The sequence below is a fragment of the Aeromicrobium sp. SP1 genome (assembly GCF_055663785.1).
The window spans coordinates 2,261,595-2,286,813 of sequence record NZ_JBQVVK010000001.1 but is presented as its reverse complement, the minus strand read 5'-3'; the positions used below and the strand labels follow the sequence as shown (position 1 = coordinate 2,286,813).

At 72.1% G+C, this 25,219-nt stretch carries 26 protein-coding genes; 22 read left to right on the top strand and 4 right to left on the bottom strand.

All coding sequences use genetic code 11. The annotated features are described in order from the left end of the window. Positions 1-20 precede the first annotated feature (20 nt). Positions 21-620, top strand: coding sequence for a TetR/AcrR family transcriptional regulator (locus ACT26F_RS11300; RefSeq protein ID WP_471670632.1), 600 nt, complete (start codon positions 21-23; stop codon positions 618-620). A gap of 2 nt (positions 621-622) precedes the next feature. Here the strand turns inward: ACT26F_RS11300 and ACT26F_RS11295 are convergent, their stop codons facing one another. Beyond that, positions 623-1,501, bottom strand: coding sequence for an HAD family hydrolase (locus ACT26F_RS11295; protein ID WP_471670630.1), 879 nt, complete (start codon positions 1,499-1,501; stop codon positions 623-625). Between the two features lie 53 nt (positions 1,502-1,554). Here ACT26F_RS11295 and ACT26F_RS11290 point away from each other — a divergent pair, with 53 nt between their 5' ends. From ACT26F_RS11290 to ACT26F_RS11210, 17 genes are all read left to right on the top strand, one after another. Continuing rightward, entirely contained in the window at positions 1,555-3,105 is a 1,551-nt protein-coding gene (locus ACT26F_RS11290; RefSeq protein WP_471670629.1) for a class I adenylate-forming enzyme family protein, read from the top strand. Positions 3,106-3,110: 5 nt separating this feature from the next. Next, complete coding sequence (locus tag ACT26F_RS11285) at positions 3,111-3,365, top strand: glutaredoxin family protein (RefSeq protein WP_471671682.1); 255 nt, start codon at positions 3,111-3,113, stop codon at positions 3,363-3,365. Between the two features lie 480 nt (positions 3,366-3,845). Next, positions 3,846-4,487: a class I SAM-dependent methyltransferase gene (locus tag ACT26F_RS11280; protein WP_471670628.1), complete on the top strand. Its 642-nt coding sequence runs from the start codon at positions 3,846-3,848 to the stop codon at positions 4,485-4,487. After that, entirely contained in the window at positions 4,484-5,878 is a 1,395-nt protein-coding gene (locus ACT26F_RS11275) for a hypothetical protein (RefSeq protein ID WP_471670627.1), read from the top strand. Before ACT26F_RS11280 ends, ACT26F_RS11275 begins: the two co-directional genes overlap by 4 nt. Positions 5,879-6,006: 128 nt before the next feature. Then, positions 6,007-6,675 carry a redox-sensing transcriptional repressor Rex gene (locus ACT26F_RS11270; RefSeq protein WP_471670626.1) on the top strand — a complete coding sequence of 223 codons (669 nt, stop codon included), beginning with the start codon at positions 6,007-6,009 and terminating at the stop codon, positions 6,673-6,675. Beyond that, positions 6,672-7,973 carry a glutamyl-tRNA reductase gene (locus ACT26F_RS11265; RefSeq protein ID WP_471670625.1) on the top strand — a complete coding sequence of 434 codons (1,302 nt, stop codon included), beginning with the start codon at positions 6,672-6,674 and terminating at the stop codon, positions 7,971-7,973. The genes ACT26F_RS11270 and ACT26F_RS11265 overlap by 4 nt, the downstream gene beginning before the upstream one ends. Then, positions 7,970-8,902, top strand: coding sequence for a hydroxymethylbilane synthase (gene hemC / locus ACT26F_RS11260; protein ID WP_471671681.1), 933 nt, complete (start codon positions 7,970-7,972; stop codon positions 8,900-8,902). Before ACT26F_RS11265 ends, hemC begins: the two co-directional genes overlap by 4 nt. Before the next feature lie 47 nt (positions 8,903-8,949). Continuing rightward, complete coding sequence (gene cobA, locus ACT26F_RS11255) at positions 8,950-10,551, top strand: uroporphyrinogen-III C-methyltransferase (RefSeq protein ID WP_471670624.1); 1,602 nt, start codon at positions 8,950-8,952, stop codon at positions 10,549-10,551. 90 nt (positions 10,552-10,641) lie between these two features. Continuing rightward, a complete protein-coding gene (hemB, locus tag ACT26F_RS11250) occupies positions 10,642-11,610 on the top strand; it encodes a porphobilinogen synthase (RefSeq protein WP_471670623.1) in 969 nt (322 codons plus the stop codon). A 75-nt stretch (positions 11,611-11,685) separates the two neighbouring features. After that, positions 11,686-13,011, top strand: a complete 1,326-nt coding sequence (hemL, locus tag ACT26F_RS11245) for a glutamate-1-semialdehyde 2,1-aminomutase (RefSeq protein WP_471670622.1) — start codon at positions 11,686-11,688, stop codon at positions 13,009-13,011. Then, entirely contained in the window at positions 13,008-13,658 is a 651-nt protein-coding gene (locus ACT26F_RS11240; RefSeq protein ID WP_471670621.1) for a histidine phosphatase family protein, read from the top strand. The genes hemL and ACT26F_RS11240 overlap by 4 nt, the downstream gene beginning before the upstream one ends. Then, positions 13,655-14,236, top strand: coding sequence for a TlpA family protein disulfide reductase (locus ACT26F_RS11235; protein WP_471670620.1), 582 nt, complete (start codon positions 13,655-13,657; stop codon positions 14,234-14,236). Before ACT26F_RS11240 ends, ACT26F_RS11235 begins: the two co-directional genes overlap by 4 nt. Further along, positions 14,233-14,994, top strand: a complete 762-nt coding sequence (locus tag ACT26F_RS11230; RefSeq protein ID WP_471670619.1) for a cytochrome c biogenesis CcdA family protein — start codon at positions 14,233-14,235, stop codon at positions 14,992-14,994. Before ACT26F_RS11235 ends, ACT26F_RS11230 begins: the two co-directional genes overlap by 4 nt. After that, on the top strand, positions 14,991-16,577 hold the full coding sequence (gene resB, locus ACT26F_RS11225) for a cytochrome c biogenesis protein ResB (protein WP_471670618.1): 1,587 nt from the start codon (positions 14,991-14,993) through the stop codon (positions 16,575-16,577). Before ACT26F_RS11230 ends, resB begins: the two co-directional genes overlap by 4 nt. Beyond that, a complete protein-coding gene (gene ccsB / locus ACT26F_RS11220; RefSeq protein ID WP_471670617.1) occupies positions 16,574-17,515 on the top strand; it encodes a c-type cytochrome biogenesis protein CcsB in 942 nt (313 codons plus the stop codon). The genes resB and ccsB overlap by 4 nt, the downstream gene beginning before the upstream one ends. 16 nt (positions 17,516-17,531) lie before the next feature. Beyond that, positions 17,532-18,434: an ABC transporter ATP-binding protein gene (locus ACT26F_RS11215; RefSeq protein WP_471670616.1), complete on the top strand. Its 903-nt coding sequence runs from the start codon at positions 17,532-17,534 to the stop codon at positions 18,432-18,434. Next, positions 18,431-19,489 (top strand): ABC transporter permease, encoded by a 1,059-nt coding sequence (locus ACT26F_RS11210; RefSeq protein ID WP_471670615.1) that lies wholly within the window; start codon positions 18,431-18,433, stop codon positions 19,487-19,489. Before ACT26F_RS11215 ends, ACT26F_RS11210 begins: the two co-directional genes overlap by 4 nt. Before the next feature lie 12 nt (positions 19,490-19,501). Here the strand turns inward: ACT26F_RS11210 and ACT26F_RS11205 are convergent, their stop codons facing one another. Then, positions 19,502-19,768, bottom strand: coding sequence for a PLD nuclease N-terminal domain-containing protein (locus tag ACT26F_RS11205; protein ID WP_471670614.1), 267 nt, complete (start codon positions 19,766-19,768; stop codon positions 19,502-19,504). Positions 19,769-19,827: 59 nt separating this feature from the next. On the opposite strand from ACT26F_RS11205, the gene ACT26F_RS11200 reads away from it, so the two are divergent. Beyond that, positions 19,828-20,094, top strand: coding sequence for a DUF4229 domain-containing protein (locus ACT26F_RS11200; RefSeq protein ID WP_471670613.1), 267 nt, complete (start codon positions 19,828-19,830; stop codon positions 20,092-20,094). On the opposite strand, the gene ACT26F_RS11195 is transcribed toward ACT26F_RS11200, so the two are convergent. Continuing rightward, the gene (locus ACT26F_RS11195) at positions 20,091-20,975 is read right to left on the bottom strand and encodes a 1,4-dihydroxy-2-naphthoate polyprenyltransferase (protein WP_471670612.1); all 885 of its coding nucleotides are present in this window, start codon (positions 20,973-20,975) and stop codon (positions 20,091-20,093) included. The two genes, ACT26F_RS11200 and ACT26F_RS11195, sit on opposite strands and share 4 nt — an antisense overlap. 46 nt (positions 20,976-21,021) lie before the next feature. Here ACT26F_RS11195 and ACT26F_RS11190 point away from each other — a divergent pair, with 46 nt between their 5' ends. Further along, entirely contained in the window at positions 21,022-22,029 is a 1,008-nt protein-coding gene (locus ACT26F_RS11190; protein WP_471670611.1) for an AMP-binding protein, read from the top strand. Here the strand turns inward: ACT26F_RS11190 and ACT26F_RS11185 are convergent. Further along, entirely contained in the window at positions 22,004-22,651 is a 648-nt protein-coding gene (locus tag ACT26F_RS11185) for an SDR family oxidoreductase (protein WP_471670610.1), read from the bottom strand. The two genes, ACT26F_RS11190 and ACT26F_RS11185, sit on opposite strands and share 26 nt — an antisense overlap. Before the next feature lie 75 nt (positions 22,652-22,726). Between ACT26F_RS11185 and ACT26F_RS11180 the strand changes: the two genes are divergently transcribed. Both ACT26F_RS11180 and menD read left to right on the top strand, forming a co-directional pair. Next, positions 22,727-23,668 (top strand): o-succinylbenzoate synthase, encoded by a 942-nt coding sequence (locus ACT26F_RS11180; protein WP_471670609.1) that lies wholly within the window; start codon positions 22,727-22,729, stop codon positions 23,666-23,668. Then, complete coding sequence (gene menD, locus ACT26F_RS11175) at positions 23,665-25,203, top strand: 2-succinyl-5-enolpyruvyl-6-hydroxy-3-cyclohexene-1-carboxylic-acid synthase (protein ID WP_471670608.1); 1,539 nt, start codon at positions 23,665-23,667, stop codon at positions 25,201-25,203. The genes ACT26F_RS11180 and menD overlap by 4 nt, the downstream gene beginning before the upstream one ends. Positions 25,204-25,219 lie beyond the last annotated feature (16 nt).

The following is a 25,219-nucleotide window of genomic DNA, read 5'->3' as shown; positions in this document are numbered from 1 at the left end:
AGGCAGGGTAGGAGAGAGGTATGTCACGGCGGGACTCGGTCGAGAATGCGGAGCGCATCGTCGAGGCCCTGCGCCAGCTCTGGACGCAGGACGCGACGCCGTCGCTCGAGCGCGTCGCGAAGGCCGCCGGCGTCGGCGTGGCGACGCTCTATCGGCACTTCCCGAACCGGGCGACCCTCGAGGCGGCCGCCTTCACGCGGATCTTCGCCGAGGAGATCGGTCCCATCGTCCGGCCGCGTCCGGGCGACGACCTGCTGACGGTCGCCGGCGAGTTCCTCGAGGCGATCGGCCGCTACGCCCCGTTGTTCGAGGCGATGGGCGTCGACCAGGCGACCGACGAGGCCCTGGAGGGCGTGGGCGACTCGTTCGTCGACCTGCTGCGCCGCGGCCAGCAGGCGGGGGTGCTGCGGGCCGACCTCGAGCCCGCGGACCTGTTCTGGCTGCTGCGGATGCTCGTGCTCGGCCTCACGGGCCCGCTGTCCAGCGAGCGGATCCGACGCCGGTACCTCGCGATGGTGCTGCCAGCCGTGGAGTCGGCGGCAGCGCCACTGCCCCCGCTGGCCGTCGAGGACTACGACCGGATGGGCGTGCCCGAGCACCACCGCAGGCCGCAGGTCTGACGTCAGCGCCGCCGCAGGCGCCGGGCGACGTACCAGGCGGCGGCGACCACGGCGGCGACGGCTGCGGCCTTCGTGACGGCCGAGGCGAGCTTGCGCCCCGTGCGGTAGTCGCGGATGAGCCAGCCGTTGGCCTTGGCGTGCGCCCGCAGGGTGCCGTCGGGGTTGACGGCGCACGGGTGGCCGACCATCGAGAGCATCGGGATGTCGTTCGACGAGTCGGAGTAGGCGTAGCAGCGCTCGAGGTCGAGGCCCTCGGCCTCGGCCAGTGCCCTGACGGCCACCGACTTGCCCTCGCCGTGCAGCATCTCGCCGACGAGGCGTCCCGTGTACACGCCGTCGACGTGCTCGGCCACGGTGCCCAGGCCACCCGTGAGCCCCAGCCGCCGCGCGATCACGCCGGCGATCTCGACGGGCGCCGCCGTCATGAGCCAGACCCGCTGGCCGCGATCGAGGTGCCACTGCGCCATCGCCCGGGTGCCCGGCCAGATCTTGGCCGCCATGAACTCGTCGAAGACCTCCTCGCCGATCTCCTCGAGCTCGCTGACCTCGTGGCCCGCGATGAACTGGAGCGCGGAGTTGCGCGCGTTCTCGATGTGCGCGGGGTCCTCGACGCCGACGTACTTGAAGTACGCCTGCTGCCACGCCGCCCGCGCGATGTCGCGGGTCGTGAAGAACTTGCGCTGGTGCAGGCCGCGCGCGAGCAGGAAGATCGACGCTCCCTGCATGATCGTGTTGTCGACGTCGAAGAACGCTGCGGCGGTCGGATCCGGCGGCTGCTCGAGCGCCTGCTCGACCTCGGCAGCGGCCGCAGCGGCCTGACCGGCGAGGATCGAGCGAGACTGCAGGTTGCGTGGCAGATCTGCGGCGCGCCCCGGTGACATGGGCTTCACTGTAACGGCGAATCGGCCTGACACGGTGTGGTTGACTCGGAGACATGACCGTCAACGTGAGTGACGATCTGCGGGAGGCCGCCCACCGCGACCCCGACGGAATCGCCCTGATCGAGCCGCGCACCGAACGTGAGGTCACGTGGGCCGAATTCGACCAGTGGGCCGACCGTGTCGCGCAGACGCTGCTGGGCCGAGGAATCCTCGCCGGACAGCGGGTCGCCCTCGTGATGGCCAACGGGATCGACCTGGCCGTCGCCTACTACGGAGTGCTGCGCGGCGGGATGGTCGCCGTGCCGATCAACCCCCGCGCCACGACCCGCGAGATCTCGCGGATGGTCGAGGCGTGCTCGCCCAAGCTCGTCGTCGCCGACGCGCAGTCGATCACCCAGGTGCGTGAGGCCCGGACGGGCGACTCGACGATCGTCGTCGTCCGCGCCGCCCCGCAGGAGGGCGAGCTGCGGTTCGCCGCCCTGCTCGAGCGCGCGACGGAGGCCCCGCCGATCGCCCCGCGCGACACCGAGGCCCTCGCGGTCATCCTGTTCACCTCCGGCGCCACCGGGCTGCCGCGCGGCGCGATGCTCACCCACCGGGCGCTCATCGCCGACCTCGACCAGCTCCTGCGGGTCGACTCGCCTCCCGTCGCGACCGCCGACGACGTCGTGCTGGGCCTGCTGCCGATGTTCCACGTGTACGGGCTCAACTGCGTGCTCTCGCTGTCGGTGCGGCTCGGCGCGACCGTCGTCCTGGTCGAGGAGTTCGACCCGGGCGTGCTGCTCGCCGAGGTCGCGGCGCGCGGCATCACGAACCTGCCCGTCGCACCGCCGGTCATCGCCGCGTGGGCGGGCCTTGACGGACTGCGCGAGGCACTCGCCGGAGTCCGGCTCATCGTCTCCGGCGCCTCGGCGCTCGACCCCGATCTCGCCCAGGCGTTCCATGCCCTGTCCGGCCATCCCGTCGAGCAGGGCTACGGCCTGACCGAGACGGCACCGGTCCTGACCACGACGATCGGCGACGGCCGGGCGGAAGGCGAGCTGCCGACGCCGGGCTCGGTCGGCCGGGCCCTGCCGGGCGTCGAGATCGCGATGCGCGACCTGCTGGGCCAGCCACCGGCCACCGGCGATCCGGCCCAGATCTGGGTCCGCGGCCCCAACCTCTTCTCCGGGTACTGGCCCGACGGCGCCGACGGGCCGGACGCGGACGGCTGGTGGGCGACGGGCGACATCGGCCTGCTCGACGGTCAGGGCGATCTGATCCTCGTCGACCGGTTGCGCGAGACGATCAACGTCTCGGGGTTCAACGTCTACCCGTCGGAGGTCGAGGAGGCCGTCTCCGAGGCGTCCGGCGTCGCTGGTGTCGCGGTGATCGGCGTGCCCGACGAGCGCACGGGCGAGGCCGTCGTGGCGTTCGTCGTGCCCGAGGACCCCGAGGGCGACGCGACCGCCGTCGAGTCGGCCGTCCACGACCTCGCGATCGAGCGGCTGGCCCGGTTCAAGGTGCCGTCGAGGATCCTCGTCGTCGCGGCGCTGCCGCACTCGCCGACCGGCAAGGTCGCCAAGGGCCGTCTGCGCGCGCTCGCGCGGACCGAGCTGCTGTGACCTCGATGGTCCCGCACGCCACCGACGCCCGCGTCGTCGTCTACTCGCGCGCCGGCTGTCACCTGTGTGAGGCGGCGGAAGCGACCGTGGCCGCGATCGTGGCCGAGACCGGCGACGACTGGGTCCGGGTCGACGTCGACACCGACGAGGTGCTGCGAGCGCGATTCACCGACGAGGTGCCCGTGACGTTCGTCGACGGGCACCAGCACGACTTCTGGCGGGTCGATCCCGACCGCCTGCGCGCCGCCCTCGGCCGCTGAGTCCCGAACTGCCCGAGCGCTGGACCCCGGTCGGTCAGGACACCATGTCGACTAACCTACTCGACATGATCGGTCCCTCGTCTCCGCGCGAGACGGCTCCACGGAGCCCTCGGCAGCGCCTGCGTGCGCGGGTCATCACCGGATGACGCGCACACGGCGCGGGGTCGTACTGCGGCGGGCGTCATCGACCCCGTGGTGGACTCACCCCGGTCTCGAGCCAGAAATACCCAGACCCGGCCACGCCCTGCGGCACCATCGACGTACCAGGCGACAGCCCGCTGGTGGTTGAGGCCGACCGACCACCGGATCTGCTGCGTGGACTCGGTCGAGATCTCGCAGGACCACGCGGCCGCGTCGACCGGCATGCGGACCACCGCCACGGCGAGCCGAGCGCGTCGGTCGAGGGGAACGCGAGGAGACTGACCTGCGGCGGCCGCTCGTACGAGCACATCGTGACCCACAGAAATGGAAGAAGAGCACATGAACCCGACCACGACCGCGGACGACCGGTCCACGTATTGGAACTCCTACTACGGGGCTGCGGGAGCGACGCTGCAGTTGCCGTCGCAGTTCGCGACCTTCGTGGCCGGCGAGATCGAGGACGGGACGCGCATCGTCGAGCTCGGCTCGGGTTCTGGGCGTGACGCGCTCTTCTTCGCCACGTACGGACATCGCGTGATCGGCGTCGACCAGTCGGACCAGGCGGTCGCCCTGTGCTCGGACCTGGCACGCGAGCGCGGGCTCGACGCCACGTTCACCGCCTCACCGATCGACGCGTCCGACCTGGCCGAGCGGATCGGTACGAGCGAGGCGAAGACGGTCGTCTACGCCCGCTTCTTCCTGCATGCCGTCACCGACGCCGAGGAGCGGGCCCTGCTCGAGCTCGCTGCGGCCGTGACCCGACCGGGCGATCGCCTTGCCCTGGAATACCGCACGGATCGTGACATCTCGGGTACGAAGGTGACCGGCGCCCACTACCGGCGATTCGTCCGCCCCGCCGACTTCCACGCCCATGCCGTGACCCACGGGTTCCGGGTCGACTACGAGGTGCAGGGATTCGGCTTCGCCAAGTACAAGGACGACGATGCGTTCGTCGCCCGTGATCTGCTGACCCGCGTATGAGCGAGGTCGACGGCGACGCCCTCGCGGTCCTCGAGGAGACGCTGCGCCTGGTGCGTGCGGCGTTTCCCGAGATCGCGCTGTTGGAATCGGGCGGCGAGCACCAGATTCCGGTCGAGCCGTCGACGGGTCCGATCGTGGGCATCCGGGTCGAGCAGCGTGCGCGCCGCCCGATTGCGCTCTCGGGCGTGCGCATCGTCGGTGAGCAACCACTCCCCGAGCACGTCACGCTCTCGTCGCACGGGTGGAACGGCGCCGACGTGCCCGACCCCGCGAGCCTGATCGCGCCGACACCGTCGGTGGTGGCCCGGACCGCGGTGCCCGATCCGGGCGAAGGCGCGTGGCTCGAGCTGACCTGGACCGAGCCGGTGACCGCGACGGGGGTCGTGCTGGCCAACGTCGTGGGCAGCGAGGGCCACCTGCTGTCCGGGATCTCGGTCTCGGTCCTGACCGGCGACGGGGTGCGGACCCCGATCTTCGAGAGCCTTGCCGGCTTCGCGACGTGGCGAGCAGCCCGCGCCGAGGAGCTCACGACGCACCGTCCCGATGATCCGGAACTGGCGTTCCTGTCCGACGAGATCCTGGCCGCCGTGGCCGGTAGGTACGGGGACGCCCGTCAGGGTCTCAAGGAGCGCCGGCCCAGAGTCCCCGTGGAACGTCTGGCGGCCCTGCGCCGAGCCGCGAATCTCGGCCTGCTCACGGCGCGGCGGCGCGAGTGGACCGCCCACGGCATCCACCGCTCCTTCCGGTTCTGGAGCTTCGAGGAGAAGCGGGACTACGTGCTCTACGCGGCCGATGTCGCCCGCGATGTCGCCACGCTGACCCCGAACGTCTGCTTCGGCTTCGGCGCCGCGCTCGCCGTCGTGCGCGAGAACGACCTGATCCCGCACGACGACGACCTGGACCTGATCGTCTCCTTCGAGCCGACCGAGGCGGCGGACCTGCCGGCCGCCCTCGACCTGCTCGCCGAGCACCTCACGAAGCTCGGCTACACGGTGACGGGCGACTTCTTCGCCCATCGCCACGTGAAGTCTCCCGTCCGAGGAAAGAAGATCGACGTGTTCGTCGGGCTCTTCGACGGCGACGAGGTGTCCTGGTACCCCGGCCCGCGCAAGGCGCTGAAGCGCGGCGACGTGTTCCCGGCGTCGACCGGGTCGGTGTTCGGCGTCGACGTCCCGCTGCCCGCCGCACCGGAGACGTACCTGGAATCGCAGTACGGCCCCGACTGGCGGGTGCCGAATCCCGAGTTCAAGCACAACTGGGCGCGCGCGGGCTACCGCGACCAGGCCGGAGGAGCGACGAAGCCTGCCGACGCACCATCGCCGCGACGGAGCCTGGCTCGGCGCGCCGCCGGACGCGTGCGGCGCGAGGTCAGGACGCGGCTCGGACGCTGATCACGGAGGCGGTCCGGTATCGCGGGCCGTGGGGCGCGTCTCTCGATTTTGTGAAAGCGTTCCCAAACTCTTAGACTGTCGGCGCGCCGTCGCCCGAATGGGCCGAAATTCCGCGGCGTAGGAGCATCGTGACCATTCTTCGCAGCCCGGCCGGGATCCCCGACGCGACCGTCGCCCGGCTACCGCTCTATCTGCGGGCACTCGACGAGCTCGCCGAGCAGGGAACCGGCGTGTGCTCGTCGGAGCATCTCGCCACGGCGGCCGGAGTCAACTCCGCGATCGTGCGCAAGGACCTGTCCCACCTCGGCTCCTACGGCACCCGCGGCGTCGGCTACGAGGTCACCTTCCTCGCCGGCCGCATCGCCCACGTCGTCGGGCAGACGCAGCCGTGGCCCGTCGTCATCGTCGGCGCCGGCCACCTCGGCAGCGCGCTGGCGGCCTACCAGGGATTCGCCGCGCGTGGCGTCAAGGTCGCGGCCGTCGTCGACGCCGACCCGGCCCTCGTCGGCACGGAGGTCGGCGGCAACCAGGTCCGCGCGATCGCCGACCTGGCCGCCGTCGTGCGTGAGCACGACGTGTCCCTCGCGATCATCGCCACCCCGCCGGCTGCCGCGCAGGAGGTCGCCGACGCCCTCGTGGCCGCGGGGATCGAGAGCATCCTGAACTTCGCGCCGACCGCGCTCAAGGTCCCCGAAGGGGTCGACCTCCGCCAGGTCGACGTCGCCGCCGAGCTGCAGATCCTCGGCTACCACGCCCATCGCCGCGCCGGTGCGGCCGAGGCGGGGGCGATGGCATGAGCGTCCTGGTCGTGGGCCTGTCCCACCGCTCCGCCCCCGTCGACCTGCTCGAGCAGGTCGCGCTGGACACCGATGCCGCCGTCAAGCTGTCCCACCACGCGCTCGACGTCGCCGCCGTCAGTGAGTCGGCCGTGATCTCCACGTGCAACCGCGTCGAGGTCTACGTCGAGGCCGAGCGCTTCCACGGCTCGGTCGAGGAGGTCGCCCAGCTGCTGGCCGACCACGCCGGGCTGCGCCGCGACGCGCTGCTCCCGCACGTCTACGTCCACTACGACGAGGCTGCGGTCGCCCATCTCTTCCGGGTCGCCGCGGGCCTGGACTCGATGATCCTGGGCGAGAGCCAGATCCTCGGCCAGGTGCGCGAGGCCCTGCATCGTGCGCAGGCCGAGTCGACCGTCGGCACGAGCCTGAACGCCCTGTTCCAGCAGGCGCTGCGGATCGGCAAGCGCGGTCACGCCGAGACCGGGATCGACCAGCTCGCCCCCTCCATCGTCACCGCCGCGTTCGACGCCGCGGGCAGCGCGATCGACCCGCAGGCGCGCTTCCTCGTCGCCGGCGCGGGCACGATGAGCCTGCTCGCCGTGCGCACCCTGATCGAGCAGGGCGTCGAGCCCAGCCGGATCTGGGTCGCGAACCGCACCTTCCAGCGCGCCTTCGAGCTCGTCGCCGGCTACGGCGTCAGCGCCGTCCGGTGGGAGTCGCTCGACGTCGAGCTGGCCGCCGCCGACGTGCTCATCACGTGCACGGGCGCCGCCGGCGTGGTGTTCGACCGTGACCGGATCGCCCGCGCGACCGAGGTCGCCGGGCGTGCGCTCACCGTCATCGACCTGGCCCTGCCTCGCGACGTCGCCGCCGACGTGCGCGACCTGCCGGGCGTCACCGTGATCGACCTCGAGGTGCTCGCCGAGCGCGCCTCGGGAGCCTCCGTCGCCGAGGACGTCGAGCTGGTCCGCGGGATCGTCGAGTCCGAGGTCAACGCCTTCCTGTCCGGCCGCGTCCAGGCCAAGGTCACGCCCACCGTCAAGGCCCTGCGCAGCATGGCCACGGAGGTCGTCGCCGCCGAGGTCGGCCGCCTCGAGACGCGCCTGAGCGGCCTCGACGAGGCGCAGCTCGAGGAGGTCCGCCGGGCTTTGCACCGGGTGGCCGAGAAGCTCATCCACCAGCCGACCGTCCGGGTCAAGGAACTCGTCGAGGGTCCCGAGAACCTCACGTACGCCGATGCCCTCGCGCACCTGTTCCAGCTCGATCCGGCCGCCGTCAGCGCCGTCACGCAGCCCGATCGGGGAGGCGAGGCCTGATGGTGATCAGGATCGGCACCCGTGCCAGCCTGCTGGCCACGACCCAGTCCGGGCACGTCGCCGACCGGCTGCGCGCAGCGCACGGGGTCGAGGTCGAGCTCGTCGAGATCTCCACCGAGGGCGATCGCTCCTCGGCCCCGCTGACCGACTTCGGTGGCACCGGCGTGTTCGTCGCGGCCGTCCGTGAGGCGCTCGTCGCGGGCACGGTCGACGTGGCCGTGCACTCCCTCAAGGACCTGCCGACCGCGCCCGACCCGCGCCTGCTGCTCGCCGCGATCCCGCAGCGCGAGGACCCGCGCGACGTGCTGGTGGCCCGCGACGGCCTCACCCTGGGTGAGCTGCCGCGCGACGCCCGCGTCGGCACCGGCAGCCCCCGCCGGGTCAGCCAGCTCAACGCCCTCGGTCTGGGCGTCGAGCCAGTCGCGATCCGCGGCAACGTCGACACCCGGATCGGCAAGGTCGCCACCGGCGAGGTCGACGCCGTGATCCTCGCGCGCGCCGGCCTGCTGCGTCTCGGCCGCGCCGACGAGGCCACCGAGGTCATCGACCCGATCCAGATGCTTCCGGCTCCCGGACAGGGAGCCCTCGCCTGCGAGTGCCGCGCCGACGACGTCGCGACCGCTCGCCTCCTCTCCGTGCTCGACGACCCCGACACCCGGGCCGCCGTCACGGCAGAGCGCACCCTCCTCGCCACCCTCGAGGCAGGATGCAGCGCACCCGTCGGAGCACTCGCCGACGTCGTCTGGGGGGACGACGGAGACGAACTCTGGCTGCGCGCCGTCGTCGGAGACATCTCCGGCGCACCCGCCATTCGTCGGTCCGCCTCCGGCACTCCCGCCGATGCCGCCGCCCTCGGGGCCCGGCTCGCGCAGGAGCTGCTCGAGGACGGTGCCGACCAGATCATGTCGTCCGAGGGAGTCGCCTCGTGACGTCCGCCCAGAAGGGAACCAGGAAGAGCGTGTCCACCACTTCCGTCATGCCCACGTCCACCACCGCCCCCGCTGCCCGCCCGTCCGCGGGTCGGGTCAGCTTCGTCGGCGCCGGTCCCGGCGACGCCAGTCTGCTGACGGTTCGCGCCGCCGAACTGCTCGCGCAGGCCGACGTCGTGATCCTCGAGTCGCCCGAGCAGGCCGCGCTCGTCACGAACGGTGCCGAGGTCGTCGACGGCGGCACCACCGCCGACGGCGAACTGCTCACGCATGCCGCCCGCGGCAAGCTCGTGGTCAAGCACGCCAAGGGCGGCGCGCACGTCGTCCGGCTCATGGTCGGTGACCCCTTCACCTACGCGACGGGCCCGGAGGAGGCGCAGGCCTGCGCCAAGGCCGGCATCGCGTTCGAGGTCGTCCCGGGCATCTCGTCGGTCTCGGCGGTCCCGGCCTACGCCGGCGTGCCGCTGACCGACAAGCAGCACCGCGAGTTCAAGGTCGTCAGCGTCGGGGACTCCTCGGTCGACTGGGCCGAGGCCGCGCGCCACGAGACGCTCGTCCTGCTCTCGGCGGTCAACCGCATCGCCGAGGTCGCCGACGGACTCGTCGCCGCGGGCCGCGACCCGCAGACGCCCGTCGCGATGACCCGTCTGGGCACCACGACGCGTCAGGAGACGGTCGTGTCGACACTCGCGAACATCGCGGCCGACTCGTCCGCCGCGCAGATGACGCCGCCGGCGATCGTCGTGGTCGGCGACGTCGTCGCAATGCGCGACACGCTGTCGTGGTTCGAGACCAAGCCGCTGTACGGCTGGCGCGTGCTCGTGCCCCGCACGAAGGAGCAGTCCGAGACGCTCGCGGGCCGCCTGCGCACGTACGGCGCGGTCTCCGAGGAGGTCCCGACCATCTCGGTCGAGCCGCCGCGCAACCCGCAGCAGATGGACAAGGCCATCCGTGGCCTCGTCGAGGGTCGCTACGAGTGGATCGCGTTCACGAGCGTCAACGCCGTCAAGGCGGTCCGGGAGAAGTTCGAGGAGTACGGTCTCGACGCCCGCGCGTTCAGCGGTCTGAAGGTCGCGGCGGTCGGTGAGAAGACCGCCGAGGCGATCGCGACGTGGGGCATCCGTCCCGACCTCGTGCCCACCGGCGAGCAGTCTGGCCGGGGGCTCGTCGAGGTGTGGCCGCCGTACGACGAGCTGCTCGACCCGATCAACCGCGTGTTCCTGCCGCGCGCCGACATCGCGACCGAGACGCTCTCGGCCGGTCTCGTCGAGCTCGGCTGGGAGGTCGACGACGTCACGGCCTACCGCACCGTCCGGGCGGCCCCGCCGCCGGCGCCGACGCGCGAGGCGATCAAGTCCGGCAAGTTCGACGCCGTGCTGTTCACCTCCAGCTCGACGGTGCGCAACCTGGTCGGCATCGCGGGCAAGCCGCACGCGACGACGATCATCGCGTGCATCGGCCCGGCCACGGCCAAGACGGCCGAGGAGCACGGCCTGCGCGTCGACGTGATGGCCGAGAAGCCGTCCGCCGAGGAGCTGGCCGATGCGCTCTCGCGCTTCGGTGAGGAGCGTCGCCTGCAGTTCATCGAGGCCGGCGAGCCCGTCCTTCGCCCCTCGCAGAAGAAGCCGTCCTCGCGCCGCAAGGCGTGAGGGACCGCCCCGAGCGAGATTTGCTCCAAAACTCACCTCCGAGTCCGCTCGGCGGGTGAGAAATGGAGCAATCTCGGGAACGGAGGAGCCATGATCGAGCGTCCTCGACGGTTGAGGTCCTCGGCCGCGGTGCGGCGGCTCGTGCGCGAGACGCACCTCGAGGCGTCGCAGCTCGTGCTGCCGTTGTTCGTGTCCGAGACGGCGGCCGAGCCGCGACCGATCACGAGCATGCCCGGAGTCGTGCAGCACACCCGCGACTCGGCCCGCAAGGCGTACGCCGAGGCCGCCGAGCTGGGCCTGGGCGGCGTCATGCTCTTCGGCGTCCCCGAGCACAAGGACGCGACCGGCACCGGTGCGCTCGATCCGGCCGGGATCCTCAACGTCGCGATCGCCGATGCGCGGGCCGAGGTCGGCGATGACCTGCTCGTGATGAGCGACCTGTGCCTCGACGAGTTCACCGACCACGGCCACTGCGGCGTCCTCGACGCGCACGGCCGGATCGACAACGACGCGACGCTGGAGGTCTACGGGCGCATGGCGGTCGCGCAGGCCGCCGCCGGGGCCCACGTCGTCGGGCCCAGCGGCATGATGGACGGTCAGGTCGCGGTCGTCCGCGAGGCCCTCGACGCCGCGGGCCACCTCGACGTCGTGATCCTGGCCTACGCCGCGAAGTACGCCTCGGCGTTCTACGGCCCGTTCCGTGAGGCCGTCGACTCGTCGCTGCAGGGCGACCGGCGCACCTACCAGCAGGACCCGGCCAACCGCCGCGAGGCGCTGCGCGAGGTGCTGCTCGACGTCGAGCAGGGCGCCGACATCGTCATGGTCAAGCCGGCGATGTCCTACCTCGACGTCGTCGCCGACGTGCGCGCCGCGGTCGACCTGCCCGTCGCGGCGTACCAGGTCTCCGGCGAGTACGCGATGGTCGAGGCGGCCGCCGCGAACGGCTGGATCGACCGCGACCGCGCGATCGACGAGTCCCTGCTGTCGATCAGGCGAGCCGGCGCCGACATCGTCCTGACCTACTGGGCCGCCGAGGTCGCCCGCCGCCTGACCCGCTGAGATGCACGTTCCGACCGCCCCGGAGGGCGACGTCGCGTCGAAACGTGCCACTCACCGAGAACGAAGGAGCCACGCGTGAGCACGAACGCATCCGAGGAGCTGTTCCGCCGGGCGCAGCAGGTGTCGCCCGGTGGGGTGAACTCACCCGTGCGGGCCTTCCGCGCGGTGGGCGGGACGCCACGGTTCATGGCCTCCGGCGAGGGAGCCTGGCTGACCGACGCCGACGGCAACCGCTACGTCGACCTCGTGGGCTCGTGGGGACCGATGCTGCTGGGTCATGCGCATCCCGAGGTCATCGCGGCCGTCACCGCCGCGGTCGGCCGCGGCACGAGCTTCGGCACGCCCGCCGAGCCCGAGGTCCGGCTCGCGGAGGAGATCGTCGGCCGCACGCCGGTCGAGCGCGTGCGCATGGTCTCGTCCGGCACCGAGGCCACGATGTCGGCGATCCGGCTCGCCCGCGGATTCACCGGCCGCGACCGGATCGTGAAGTTCAGCGGCTGCTACCACGGCCACGTCGACGCCCTGCTGGCCGAGGCGGGCTCGGGGGTCGTGACGCTCGGCATCCCCGGCACCCCGGGCGTCCCCGCCCACGTCACCGCCGACACGATCGTGCTGCCGTACAACGACCCCGCAGCCGTCGACGCGGCGTTCGCCGAGTACGGCGACGAGATCGCGTGCGTCATCACCGAGGCGGCGCCGGGCAACATGGGCGTCGTCACGCCCGCCCCCGGGTTCAACGCCCACCTCGCGCGCACGTGCGCCGCGCACGGCGCCCTGTTCATCAGCGACGAGGTGATGACCGGCTTCCGCGCCGCCCGCTCGGGGCACTGGGAGCTGGACGGAATGATCGAGGACTGGAAGCCCGACCTCGTCACGTTCGGCAAGGTCATGGGCGGCGGGTTCCCGGCCGCCGCGTTCGGCGGTCGCGCCGACGTGATGGACCTGTTGGCACCCGTCGGACCCGTCTACCAAGCGGGCACGCTGTCGGGCAATCCGGTCGCCTCCACGGCGGGCCTCACGACCCTGCAACTGGCGACGCCCGAGGTCTACGAGCGACTCGCCCGGACGTCGTCGGACGTGCAGGCGATGGTCGCCGAGGCCCTCGACGGCGCCGGGGTGCCGCACGTGATCCAGACCGCGGGCACGATGTTCAGCGTCTTCTGGGGCGTCACGGAGCCCGTCACCAACTTCGCCGCCGCGCAGCGCCAGGACACCGCCGCCTACACCGCGTTCTTCCACGCGATGCTCGACGCCGGCGTGTACCTGCCGCCGAGCGCGTACGAGGCCTGGTTCCTCTCCGCGGCGCACGACTCCGACGCACTCTCTACACTGGCCGAGGCCTTGCCAGCCGCCGCGCGGGCGGCCGCCGAGGCGGGCCACCGAACGAAGGATCGACCATGAGCACCCGCACGATCGTCCACCTGATGCGCCACGGCGAGGTCCACAACCCCACCGGGGTCCTGTACGGGCGGCTCGCCGGCTACAACCTCTCCGATCTCGGCAACGAGATGGCCGCCACGGTCGCGGAGTCGCTCAAGACCAACGACATCACGCACCTCGTCGCCTCCCCGCTCGAGCGCGCCCAGCAGACGGCGCAGCCCGTCGCGGACATCCTCGGGCTGTCGATCCAGACCGACGAGCGGGTCATCGAGGCCGGCAACAAGTTCGAGGGCCTCACGGTCGGTGTCGGCGACGGCGCCCTCTCGAAGCCGAAGTACTGGCGTTGGCTGTGGAACCCGCTCCGTCCCTCGTGGGGCGAGCCGTACACGCAGATCGCGGCCCGCATGCGCGCGGCGATCGACGACGCCCGCGATGCCGCGCGGGGTCACGAGGCGCTCATCGTGTCGCACCAGCTCCCGGTCTGGACCGCCCGCCGCTCGTACGAGAAGGCGCGGTACGCACACGACCCGCGCAAGCGGCAGTGCTCGCTGGCCAGCCTCACGACTCTGACGTTCGACGACGACCGGTTCACCGGTCTGGTCTACAGCGAGCCGGCCGGTCACCTCATCCCCGACGCGCTGCGCAAGAAGTTCATCGGCGGCGCATGAGCCAGCGCACGATCCGGGGCGGGCTGCTGCTCGCTCCGTTGCTGGCCCTCGTCCTGTCCGCGTGCGCGGGCGCGGTCGAGGACACCGGCGACGACGGCTACATCGGCGGCGTCAAGAAGTACACGGTCGTCGCCCCGCAGGATCGCGAGCCCGCGCCCGAGCTCTCCGGTGACGACCTCGACGGCTCGCAGCTCAGCACGGCCGACTTCGCGGGCAAGACCGTCGTCGTCAACCTGTGGGGATCGTGGTGTCCGCCGTGCCGCAAGGAGGCGCCCGCCCTCAAGGCCGTCTCCGACGAGCTCGCCGACCAGAACGTGCAGTTCGTCGGCCTGCTGACGAAGGACGACCCGGCCGCGGCGAAGGCCTTCAACGCCAAGGTCGGCATCACGTACCCGAGCATCGTCGACGACGCCGGCCGCAACCAGGCCGCGTTCGCGGACACGCTGCCGTCGCAGGCGATCCCGACCACGTGGATCATCGACGCGAACGGCGACCTCGCCGCCCGGATCATGGACGACCAGCTGTCCGAGGCCACGCTGCGTGACCTCATCGACGACGTCAAGAAGAGCACCCCGTGATCTCGGGCGACGTCTCGGACTGGTTCCTCGACACCGCCTCCTCGGGCAACCTGGTCCTGACGGTCCCGGTCGCCTTCCTCGCCGGACTGGTGTCGTTCTTCTCCCCGTGCGTCGTCCCGCTGCTGCCGGGCTACCTCTCGTATGTCTCCGGCGTCGCCGTCACCGAGCTGGAGACCGCCCGCCGCTCGCGCATCGTGACGGGCGCCGTCCTGTTCGTGCTGGGCTTCACCACCGTGTTCGTGGCCGGCGGGGCGCTGTTCGGCGCCGCCGGCCAGCACCTGCTGCCGTACCAGCGTGAGATCTCGATCGTCGCGGGCCTGCTGCTGATCGTGCTCGGCCTGGTCTTCATCGGCTGGGTGCCGATGCTGCAGCGCGACGTGCGCGTGCACGGTGTGCGTCGCGTCGGCCTGCTCGCGGCCCCCGTGCTGGGTGTCGTGTTCGGCGTCGGCTGGACCCCGTGCATCGGTCCCACGCTCACCGCCGTGCTCGCGCTGTCGGCGAACGAGGCGACGGCCGGTCGCGGTGCGTTCCTGACCCTCGTCTACTGCTTGGGCCTCGGGCTGCCGTTCGTGCTCGCGGCGATCTTCCTGAGCCGGTTCATGCGCGTCACGGCATGGCTGCGCCGGCACCAGCGTGCCGTCTCGGTCACGGGCGGACTGCTGCTGATCGGCACGGGCGTCCTGCTCCTCACCGGCTGGTGGGAGGACGTCGTGATCTCGATGCAGCACTGGATCGTCGGATTCGAGGCGCCGCTGTGAGCCGGGCGAACACGTCCCGCACCCGCGGCGGAGAGAAGGCGTCGGAGCTCGGCGTCGTCGAGATGAGCCGGTGGGCCTGGCGCCAGCTGACGTCGATGCGCACCGCCCTGCTGCTGCTGTTGCTGCTCGCGGTCGCCTCCGTGCCCGGCTCGTTCATCCCGCAGCGCGGCGTCGACGCGCAGGCGGTCGCGGCGTACTACGACCAGCACCCGAAGCTCGCGCCGGTGATGGAGCGGCTGGGCATGTTCAGCGTCTTCTCGTCGCCGTGGTTCAGCGCCGTGTACCTGCTGCTGATGGTGTCGTTGATCGGCTGCATCCTGCCGCGCATGAAGGTGTACGCGGCGGCCCTGCGCGCCCGGCCGCCGAGGGCGCCACGCCACCTCACCCGGCTGCCGACCTCCGCGCAGTTCACGACCGACGCCGAGGTTCCCGAGGTGCTCGCCGCCGGGCGTCGCGCCCTGGGCCGTGCCCGCATCGACGTCGTCGAGGAGGACGGCGTCGGCGAGGTGCGGGCCGAGAAGGGCTACTTGCGCGAACTGGGCAACCTCGTCTTCCACACCTCGGTCGTCGTGGCGCTCGTGGGCGTGGCGATCGGCTCGCTGTGGGGCTACCGCGGCAGCGTCATCGTGGTCGAGGGTCAGGGGTTCTCCAACACGCTGTCGCAGTACGACGAGTTCAGCTCAGGCTCCCTGTTCGACGCCGACACCGACCTCACGCCGTGGTCGGTCTCGCTCGACGACATGCTGACCCGCTTCTACGTCTCGGGCGACTCCCGCGGCGCCCCGAAGCTGTTCAAGGCGTCGGGCACCTACCGCGTGCCCGGCTCCGAGGAGGAGAAGGACTTCGCGATCCGGGTGAACCATCCGCTGTCGATCGGCGGCGAGGACCTGTTCCTCGTGGGCCAGGGCTACGCCCCGGTCATCAAGGTCACCGACGCCTCGGGGGAGGTCGTGTACGACGGTGCCGCGCCGTTCCTGCCGGTCGACGCGACCTACACGTCCCAGGGTGTCGTCAAGGTGCCGGACGCCAACGGCGAGCAGCTGGGCTTCCAGGGCTTCTTCCTGCCGTCGGCGTACTCGCCGAGCGAGGACGAGGCGTCCGTGTCGATCTTCCCCGGCGCGCTCAACCCGCGCATCGGCATGAACCTGTGGACCGGCGACCTCGGCCTGGACGACGGCACGTCGCAGTCCGTCTACTCCCTCGACACGTCGAACCTGACCCAGGTCAAGGTCGACGGAAAGAACTTCCGCGTCGACCTCGGTCCGGGCGAGTCCGCGGACCTGCCCGGGGGCGGCACGATCGAGTTCGTCGAGCTCAAGAAGTGGGCGCGGTTCCAGATCGGCCACACGCCGGTGGCGTGGCTGCCGCTGACCGGCGTCGCGCTGGGGATCGCGGGCCTCATGGCGTCGCTGCTCATCCGCCCGCGGCGTACCTGGATCCGGGCCCGCCGAGACGGATCGCGTACCGTGGTGGAGGTCGCCGCGCTCGATCGCGTCCCGCGTGACGACCTGCCTGCCGACCTCGAAGATTTCCTGGCCCGGTTCCGTGCCGAACTGGGCGACGAGAGCAAGGAAGCCCGATGACGTCCGACCAGTTCGCCCACCTCTCGAACTACCTCATGGGTTCGGCATTCGCGGTGCTGTGCATCGCCTTCGCCTGCCACCTCGCGGAGTGGGTCTCGGCCTGGGCCGACCGTCGCGCACAGCAGCGGGAGGCCGCCCTCGTCGGGGCGACCGCCGCGCCGCAGGAGCCCGCCGCCGAGTCCGATGCGCCCGTGCGCGCCGACCGCTTCCTCGGTGTCGCGGTCTCGCTCACGGTGCTGGGCACGCTGCTGCTGATCGGTGCCGCCGTCGCCCGTGGACTGGCCACGGGCCGCCCGCCCTTCGGCAACATGTACGAGTTCGGCATGACCGGCACTGCGATCGCGTTGAGCGTGTACGTCGTCCTGGTGTTCCGGTCGCACATCGAGTGGATGGGCGGCATCGTCCTGGGCGTCTGCCTGGGCGTCCTCGCCATGTCGATCTCGACCTACGTCCCCGCCGGACCGCTCGTGCCGGCGCTCAACACGTTCTGGAAGTACATCCACGTCACGACGATCATGACGGCGGCCGCGATGTTCATGGTCGGCGCCGCGGCCAGCGTCCTGTACCTCGTGAAGGAGCGCGCCGAGCGTGGCGGCACCGTCGGGCCGGTGCTGAGCCGGTTCCCGTCCGCGGCCCGGATCGACCAGCTGGCGTTCCGCGTCAACGCGGTCGGCTTCCCGTTGTGGACCTTCGGGGCGCTGATCTCCGGGCCGATCTGGGCGCACTACGCGTGGGGCCGCTACTGGGGCTGGGATCCCAAGGAGGTCTGGGCCCTCATCACGTGGATCACGTACGCGGGCTACCTGCACGCGCGGGTGACCGCGGGCTGGAAGGGTCGCCGCGCCGCGTACCTGGCCCTCGCCGGGTTCGGCACGTTCATCATCAGCTACTACGTGATCAACCTGTTCGTGTCGGGTCAGCACAGCTACGCCCAGTGAACTAGCGTCGAGTCCCATGGGGGCTCGCATCGAGGTTGCCGGGCTCACGAAGACCTACGGCGACCTGACCGCTGTCGACGACCTGTCGTTCACCGTCGAGCCGGGGGAGTTCTTCGGACTCCTCGGGCCGAACGGGGCAGGCAAGACCACCGCGCTGGAGATGATCGAGGGGCTGCGGGAACCCGACGCCGGCCACGTCTCGATCGACGGGCACGACCCGTGGCGGCGCGAGCCGGACCTGCAGCGGCGCATCGGCGTCCAGTTGCAGTCCTCGGCGTTCTTCGAGCGGCTCACGGCGCGCGAGCAGCTGGCGACCTTCGCGGCGCTCTACGGTGTTCCACCCCGACGCGTCGACGAGCTGCTCGAGCAGGTCGGCCTGACCGAGAAGGCGTCCTCGCCCGTCGAGAAGCTCTCGGGCGGGCAGGCGCAACGGCTCTCGATCGCGTGCGCGCTCGTCCACGATCCCGAGGTCGTGTTCCTCGACGAGCCGACCGCCGCGCTCGATCCGCAGGCGCGCCGCAACCTGTGGGACTTCCTGGAGGGGCTGAACGAGTCCGGGCGCACGGTCGTGCTGACGACGCACTACATGGAGGAGGCCGAGGCGCTCTGCGACCGGGTCGCGATCATCGACCACGGCCGGCTGCTCGAGCTCGACTCGCCAGCGGCGCTCGTGCGCGGGCTCGACGCCCCGACCCGGATCAGCCTCGCGCCCGACGCGGTCGACCCCGACGAGGCCCGCGGGCTCGCCGGCGTGGACGCGGTGGTGAGCAGCGAGGACGGCGTGCTCATCACGACGCGCCAGCCGGCGGCGGTGCTCACCGAGCTGTCCGCCCGTGACGCGCTCAACGGGCTGAGCGTCGCCGGCGCGACGCTCGAGGACGTCTTCCTGCGGCTCACCGGTCGGGAGTACCGCCAGTGACGGCACTGAAGGCGCTGTCGCAGGCCATGTTCCTGGGCTTCGTCCGCGACCGGATGACGCTGTTCTGGGCGGTGCTGTTCCCGCTCATGTTCCTCGTCCTGTTCGGCGGGATCTTCACCGACCAGGGCGCCTCGAAGATCGAGGTGGCCCAGGTCGGCGACGTCGCCGTGATCGACGAGCTGCCCGCCGACGCGCGCGCGGGACTCGAGAAGTCCATGGACATCACGAAGGTCACCGACGAGGACGCGGCGATCGAGAAGGTCCGCAAGGGCGACCTCGACGCCGTCGTCTCGCAGGACGGCGACCAGCTCGTCGTGCACTACTCGCGGGCCGACCAGGTCACCGCCGCCCGCGTGTACGCGACGTTCCAGGGCCTCGTCGACGCGACCAACGTGGCCGTCAGCGGGACACCGCCGAAGTACGGCCTGGAGACCCAGCAGGTTGAAGACGAGTCGCTCGAGACGATCCAGTACGTGACGCCGGGCCTGCTCGGCTGGGCGGTCGCGATGAGCGCGACGTTCGGCGCGGCGGTCAACCTCGTCGCGTGGCGCAAGAGCGGCCTGCTGCGCCGGCTGCGGCTCGCGCCGATCCCGACGTCCTCGGTCGTGCTCGCCCGCGTGGGGGTGAGCCTGCTCGTCGCCCTCGGCCAGACCGCGATCTTCATCGGCCTGGGCGTCTTCGCCTTCGGACTGCAGCTGACGGGGTGGTGGCCGCTGGTCATCCCGCTCGTCCTCGCCGGGACCCTGGCGTTCCTGTCGATCGGCATGCTGGCGGGCTCGATCAGCAAGACCGAGGAGGGCGCGGTCGGCCTCGCGAACTTCATCGTCCTGCCGATGGCGTTCCTGTCCGGCTCGTTCTTCCCGCTCGACGGAGCCCCGGACTGGCTGCAGTTCGTCAGCCGCCTGCTGCCCTTGCGTCACCTCAACGACGCGATGCTCGACGTCATGGTGCGAGGCGCGGGCCCGGCCGCGATCATCGCCCCGATGGCGTTCCTGCTGGCCTTCGCCGCCGTGTGCGCCGCGATCTCGGCCCGGCTCTTCCGCTGGGACGCCTGACCGGCGCGGGGCTCAGAGGCCGCGGAGGAAGTCCGGGTCGTCGTCGGGTCCGAGCGGCCGCTTCGGCTGCGGACGGCGCGGTCCGCCGCCGGCCGGACGGCCCTTGACCGTGCCGAAGAACAGCCAGAGCAGGGCCCCCACGTAGGGGACGAAGACGATGAGCGCGGCCCAGCCGAGCTTGGGCAGGTACTGCACCCGGTCGCGGGGCGTGGCGAGGACGTCGTACAGCGCATAGACCAGCAGCACCACGGCCGCCAGGATGATCAGCGCCTTGCCCATGCCGAGAGCCTACCCACCATGCGGTGGTCGGCCACCGGGTACGAACTAGAGTGCGGACCATGAAGGCCTTCTGGACGTACACGCTCGCCCGGCTGGGAGTCTTCCTGGCCACGTACGCGGTGATCTGGGGGATCTCTCGGATCTGGCTGGAGGGCGATCGCCTCGTCAACCTGTGGATCCTGCTGCTCGCGCTCGTCGTCTCGTCGGCGATCTCGATCTTCGCGCTCGGTGGCCTGCGCAATCGCCTCGCCGGCACGCTGCAGGAGCGGGCGTCGGCCCTCAACGACCGGATCGAGGAGTCGCGCCGCGCCGAGGACGTCGACTAGGCGCCGAGCGCGAGTCCGACGGCGAGGCCGACGGCGTAGAGCAGCTCGGCGATCCCGGTGTCCTTGAGGACGGGGATCAGCGCCGGGCCGGTGCCTCCGGACCGGATCACTCCCGCCGCCCGCAGGGCCGGCGGCAGGCCGATCAGGCCGAGCAGGGCCCACGGCGTCCGGACCGCGCACCAGGCCAGGACCAGCACGAACGCGACGACCCCGAGTGCGACGTACAACCGCCGGGTGCGGGCGTCGCCGAGCACGACCGCGAGGGTGCGCTTGCCCGTGACGGAGTCGGTCGGGATGTCGCGCAGGTTGTTCGCGACGAGGATCGCGCAGGCGAGTGCGCCGATGCCGATCGCGCCCGCGACAGCGACCGAGTTGACCCGGCCGAGCTGCACGAACGTCGTGCCGAGGACCGCGACGAGTCCGAAGAACACGAAGACGCTGACCTCGCCGAGGGCCCGGTAGCCGTACGGGTTCTTGCCGCCCGTGTAGCCCCACGCGGCGAGGATCGCGGCCGCGCCGACCAGCAGCAGCCACCACGAGGAGGTCGCCGCGAGCACGAAGCCGAGCGCGGCGCCGAGCCCGAGGAAGCCGAGCGCCGCGGCCTTGACCCGCTCGGGCGCGACGAGCCCCGACCCCACGAGACGCAGCGGTCCGACGCGGTCGGCGTCGGTGCCCTTGACGCCGTCGGAGTAGTCGTTGGCGTAGTTGACGCCGATCTGCAGCGCGAGGGACACGCCCAGCGCCAGCAGCGCCTTCCACCACACGACGCCGTCGTCGAAGGCGGCGGCTCCGGTGCCGACGGCCACGGGGGCGATCGCTGCGGGAAGGGTGCGGAGTCGGGCGCCCTCGATCCACAGGCGCACTCCCGTCGGCGTGCTCACCCGCCGAGTCTAGGGAGCGGTCGAGCCCGGCTCCTAGAGTGGTCGGGTGACCGTCGGACTGCGCCCCGTCAGTGGCACCCCTCGTGAGCTCCTCGAGCAGATCCGGCCGTGGATCGAGGCCGGCGGTGAGCCGATCGAGGTGCGCACGTCCGGAACCACGGGGGAGCCGAAGACCATCCGGCTCTCGCACGCCGCGGTGCTCGCATCGGCCCACGCCGCCCTGCACCGGCTCGGTGGCCCGGGTCAGTGGCTCTCGGCGCTGCCGGCGACGGGCGTCGGGGGGCTGCAGGTGCTCGTGCGGTCGGTGCTCGCCGGCGTCGATCCGGTGTTCCTCGACGAGCACGACGACCTCGAGTCCGCGATCGCGGCGATGACGGGCGAGCGTCGGTACGCGTCGTTCGTGCCGACGCAGCTGTTCCGCTGGGTGGAGTCAGGACAGGGCAGCGTCCTGGCCGGACTCGACGCGATCGTCCTCGGTGGTGCCGCGGCGCCGCGGCCGGTCCTGGAGCGTGCGGCCGCTGCCGGCGCCCACGTCGTCCGGTCGTACGGGATGACCGAGACCTCCGGCGGCTGCGTCTACGACGGCATCCCCTTCGACGGCGTCCGGCTGCGCATCGAGGCGGACGGTCGGGTCGCGATCGCCGGTCCGGTGCTGGCCGAGGGCGTCGGCGAGTGGCTCGTGACGAACGACCTCGGCCGGCTCGGCGACGACGGCCGGCTCACGGTGCTCGGCCGGGCTGACCAGGTCGCCGTCAGTGGCGGCGTGAACGTTCCGCTCGCGGCCGTCGAGGCGGTCCTGCGCGACGAGCCCGGCGTCCTCGACGTCGTGGTGGTCGCCCAGCCGGATCCCGAGTGGGGTCAGGCCGTCGTCGCGTTCGTCGTGGGGGAGCTCGACCGCGAGCGCGCGGCTGCCGCCGTGCAGGCCGCCGGGCACCCCCGCACGTGGGTGCCGCGCGCCGTCCACGCCCTCGGCTCCCTGCCACTGCTGCCCAACGGAAAGCCCGACCGGCAGGCCCTGGCGGCGGGTGTCAGACCCCCGCGACCGCCTCGGTGACGGGCGTGTCCCCGCCGATGACGTCGAACTGCCTCCCGATCGTCGAGTCGTCGGCGAGCGCGGCCGCGAGGACGGCGGCGACGTCGGCGCGGGCGATCTCGCCGTACTCGGACTCGGCGGCGGCGTGGACTCGCCCCGTGCCGGGCTCGTCGGTCAGTCGTCCCGGTCGCACGATCGTCCAGTCGAGGGCGCTCTCGCGCAGGGCCGCGTCGGCGTCGCGCTTCGCGCGGACGTAGGCCGTCCACACGTCGCCTCGCGACGGGTCGGGATCGCGGTCGACGCCCATCGCCGAGACCTGCACGAACCGGCGGATGCCGGCCTGCTGCGCCGCCTCGATCGACTTCAGGGCGCCCTCGAGATCCACGGTGCGCTTGCGTTCGACGTTGCCGTCGGGACCCCCGCCGGCCGCGAAGACGACGGCGGAGCAGTCCGTGAAGGCGGCGGCGAAGTCGTCGACGGACGCCGCCTCGATGTCGAGGGGCCGGACCGCCGCGCCCGGAAGGTCGGCCGCCTGGGCCGGGTCACGGATCAGGGCGACGGGCAGGTCGCCGCGTGCGGTCAGGAGGGGGACGAGCAGCCGGGCGACCTGGCCGTGGCCGCCCACGATGGCGATGTCGGACATGCGTCCACCGTAGGCAGGCGCGGCCGAAGACGCCGTCCGAAGGACGTGTGCGGCCACGGTGGCTACTGTCGTGCCGTGGAGTTTCGCACGTACTCGATCCCGATGCGCACGCGCTTTCGTGGCCTGGAGAACCGGCAGGGGATGCTGGCCCAGGGTCCCGCGGGCTGGGCCGAGTTCAGTCCGTTCCCCGAGTACGACCACCTCATGTGCCTGCCGTGGCTCCAGGCGGCCATGGAGGCGGCGACCAGGCCCTGGCCCGCTCCCGTGCGCGACCACGTGCCGATCAACGGGATCGTCCCGGCCGTCGGCGGCGGTGAGAACGCGGCGCGCATCGCGGTCGAGAGCGGTTGCGCGACGATCAAGCTCAAGGTCGCCGAGGACGGCGAGACCCTCGAGCACGACATCGAGCGGGTCGCCGCGATCCGCGACGCACTCCCGGACGCCACGATCCGCGTCGACGCCAACGGGGCGTGGAACGTCAAGGACGCCGTGAAGGCGATCAAGCGGCTCGACCAGGTCGCCGGCGGCCTCGAGTACGTCGAGCAGCCGTGCGCGTCGGTCGAGGAGCTCGCCGAGGTCCGCCGCAAGGTCGACGTCCCGATCGCGGCCGACGAGTCCATCCGGCGCGCCGCCGATCCGTTCCGCGTGCGGGACCTCGACGCCGCCGACATCGCGATCCTCAAGGTGCAGCCGCTCGGGGGCGTGCGGGCGTGCCTGCGCATCGCCGAGCAGATCGGCCTGCCGGTCACGGTGTCGAGCGCCGTCGAGACCTCCATCGGACTGGCCGCGAGCATCGCCCTCTCCGCGGCGCTGCCCGAGCTGCCCTACGCGTGCGGCATCGGCACGGCCCACCTGCTCAGGGCCGACGTCGTCTCCGCGCCGCTGACGCCGGTCGGCGGGAGCCTGCCGGTCGTCCGCCCCGTCCTGGACGAGGCGGCGTTCGCCGCGGTGGCCGCCCCCGCGGAGGTCGACGAGCGCTGGCAGGCCCGACTGGCACATGTGAGGGAGACCCTGTGAACGACGCCCAGGCCGTCGGGATCGCGCGCCGTCTCGTCATGGCGCTGCTCGCGCAGGACGTCGGCGAGGCGGTGCTCGCCCCCGGCTCGCGCTCCGGGCCCCTCGCGCTCGCCCTGCACGCCGCCGACGAGCAGGGACTGATCCGGCTGCACGTGCGGGTCGACGAGCGGGAGGCCGGCTTCCTCGCGCTGGGCCTCGCGAAGGCCTCGGGCCGGCTCGTGCCGGTCGTCACGACCTCCGGCACGGCCGTCGCGAACCTGCACCCGGCGATGCTCGAGGCCCTGCACTCGCGCGTGCCGGTCGTCGCGATCACGGCCGACCGCCCCGCTCGCCTGCGCGGCACGGGCGCGAACCAGACGACCTGGCAGCCGGGCATCTTCCCGGGCATCGCGTTCACCGACCGGGTCACCGGTCTGGCCGGCGCGGTCCGCGACGGCGGGCCGGCGCACGTCAACCTCGAGTTCGACGAGCCGCTCCTCGAGCCCGTCGAGTGGGACTTCCCGCACAGCTCGTGGTCGATGGGAGCCTCGTCGGGAGGTCGGGTCGAGTCGTTCTCGGCGGGGCAGCGCACCGTCGTGATCGCCGGCGACGGCGCCGACCCGCACCTGGCCGCCGTGGCGGCGGCCGCCGGCTGGCCGATCGTCGCGGAGCCGTCCTCCGGCCTGCGCGGTGCCGTCACGTCGGTCGCCTGTGGGCGGATCGTCCTGGGCGGACCGCTGGCCGACCGGATCGAGCGCATCGTCGTCACCGGCCACCCGACGCTCTCGCGTCCCGTGACGCGGCTGCTCTCGCGCACCGACCTGCCGATCCTGCACCTCGGCGACGCGACGACCTTCCCCGCGGAGGCCGGTGAGAACGTCACGTTCGCCGACGGTCTCGAGGTGCGCGGGACGACGCCCGAGGGATGGGTGCGGTCGTGGCTCGACTCGGGGGACCGCATCGTGGCGGCGCTGCTGGCCGCCGAGCCGCTCACCGTCGCCCGCGCGGTCTGGGACGCGGCCGTCGGTGGTCTGCTCGTCCTCGGCTCGTCCAACCCGATCCGCGACGTCGACCTGGTCGCTCCCGTGCGCACCCCCGGTCCGCGGGTCCTCGCGAACCGGGGTCTGGCCGGCATCGACGGCACGGTCTCGACGGCGGTCGGCGCCGCCCTCGTCTCGCGCGGCCGCGCGATCGCCCTGATGGGTGACCTGACCTTCCTGCACGGTGCGAACGGCCTGCTGCTCGGTCCCGACGAGCCGCGACCCGATCTGACCGTCGTCGTCCTCAACGACGACGGCGGCGGGATCTTCCACACGCTCGAGCAGGGCGCGCCCGAGTACGGCGCGGCGTTCGAGCGCGTCTTCGGCACGCCGACGGGCACGTCGATCGGCTCGCTGTGCGCCGCCCACGGCGTTCCGCACCGGCTCGTCGCGGCATCCGGCCTCGCGTCGGAGCTGGAGAAGGAGCCCTCGGGCATCGAGGTCGTGGAGGTGCGCGTGACGCGCGCGGGTCGCCGTGCGCTCCAATCGGTTGTCTCGGGTCTGGGCGCGGTCTAGGTTTGTGGCCAGCGTC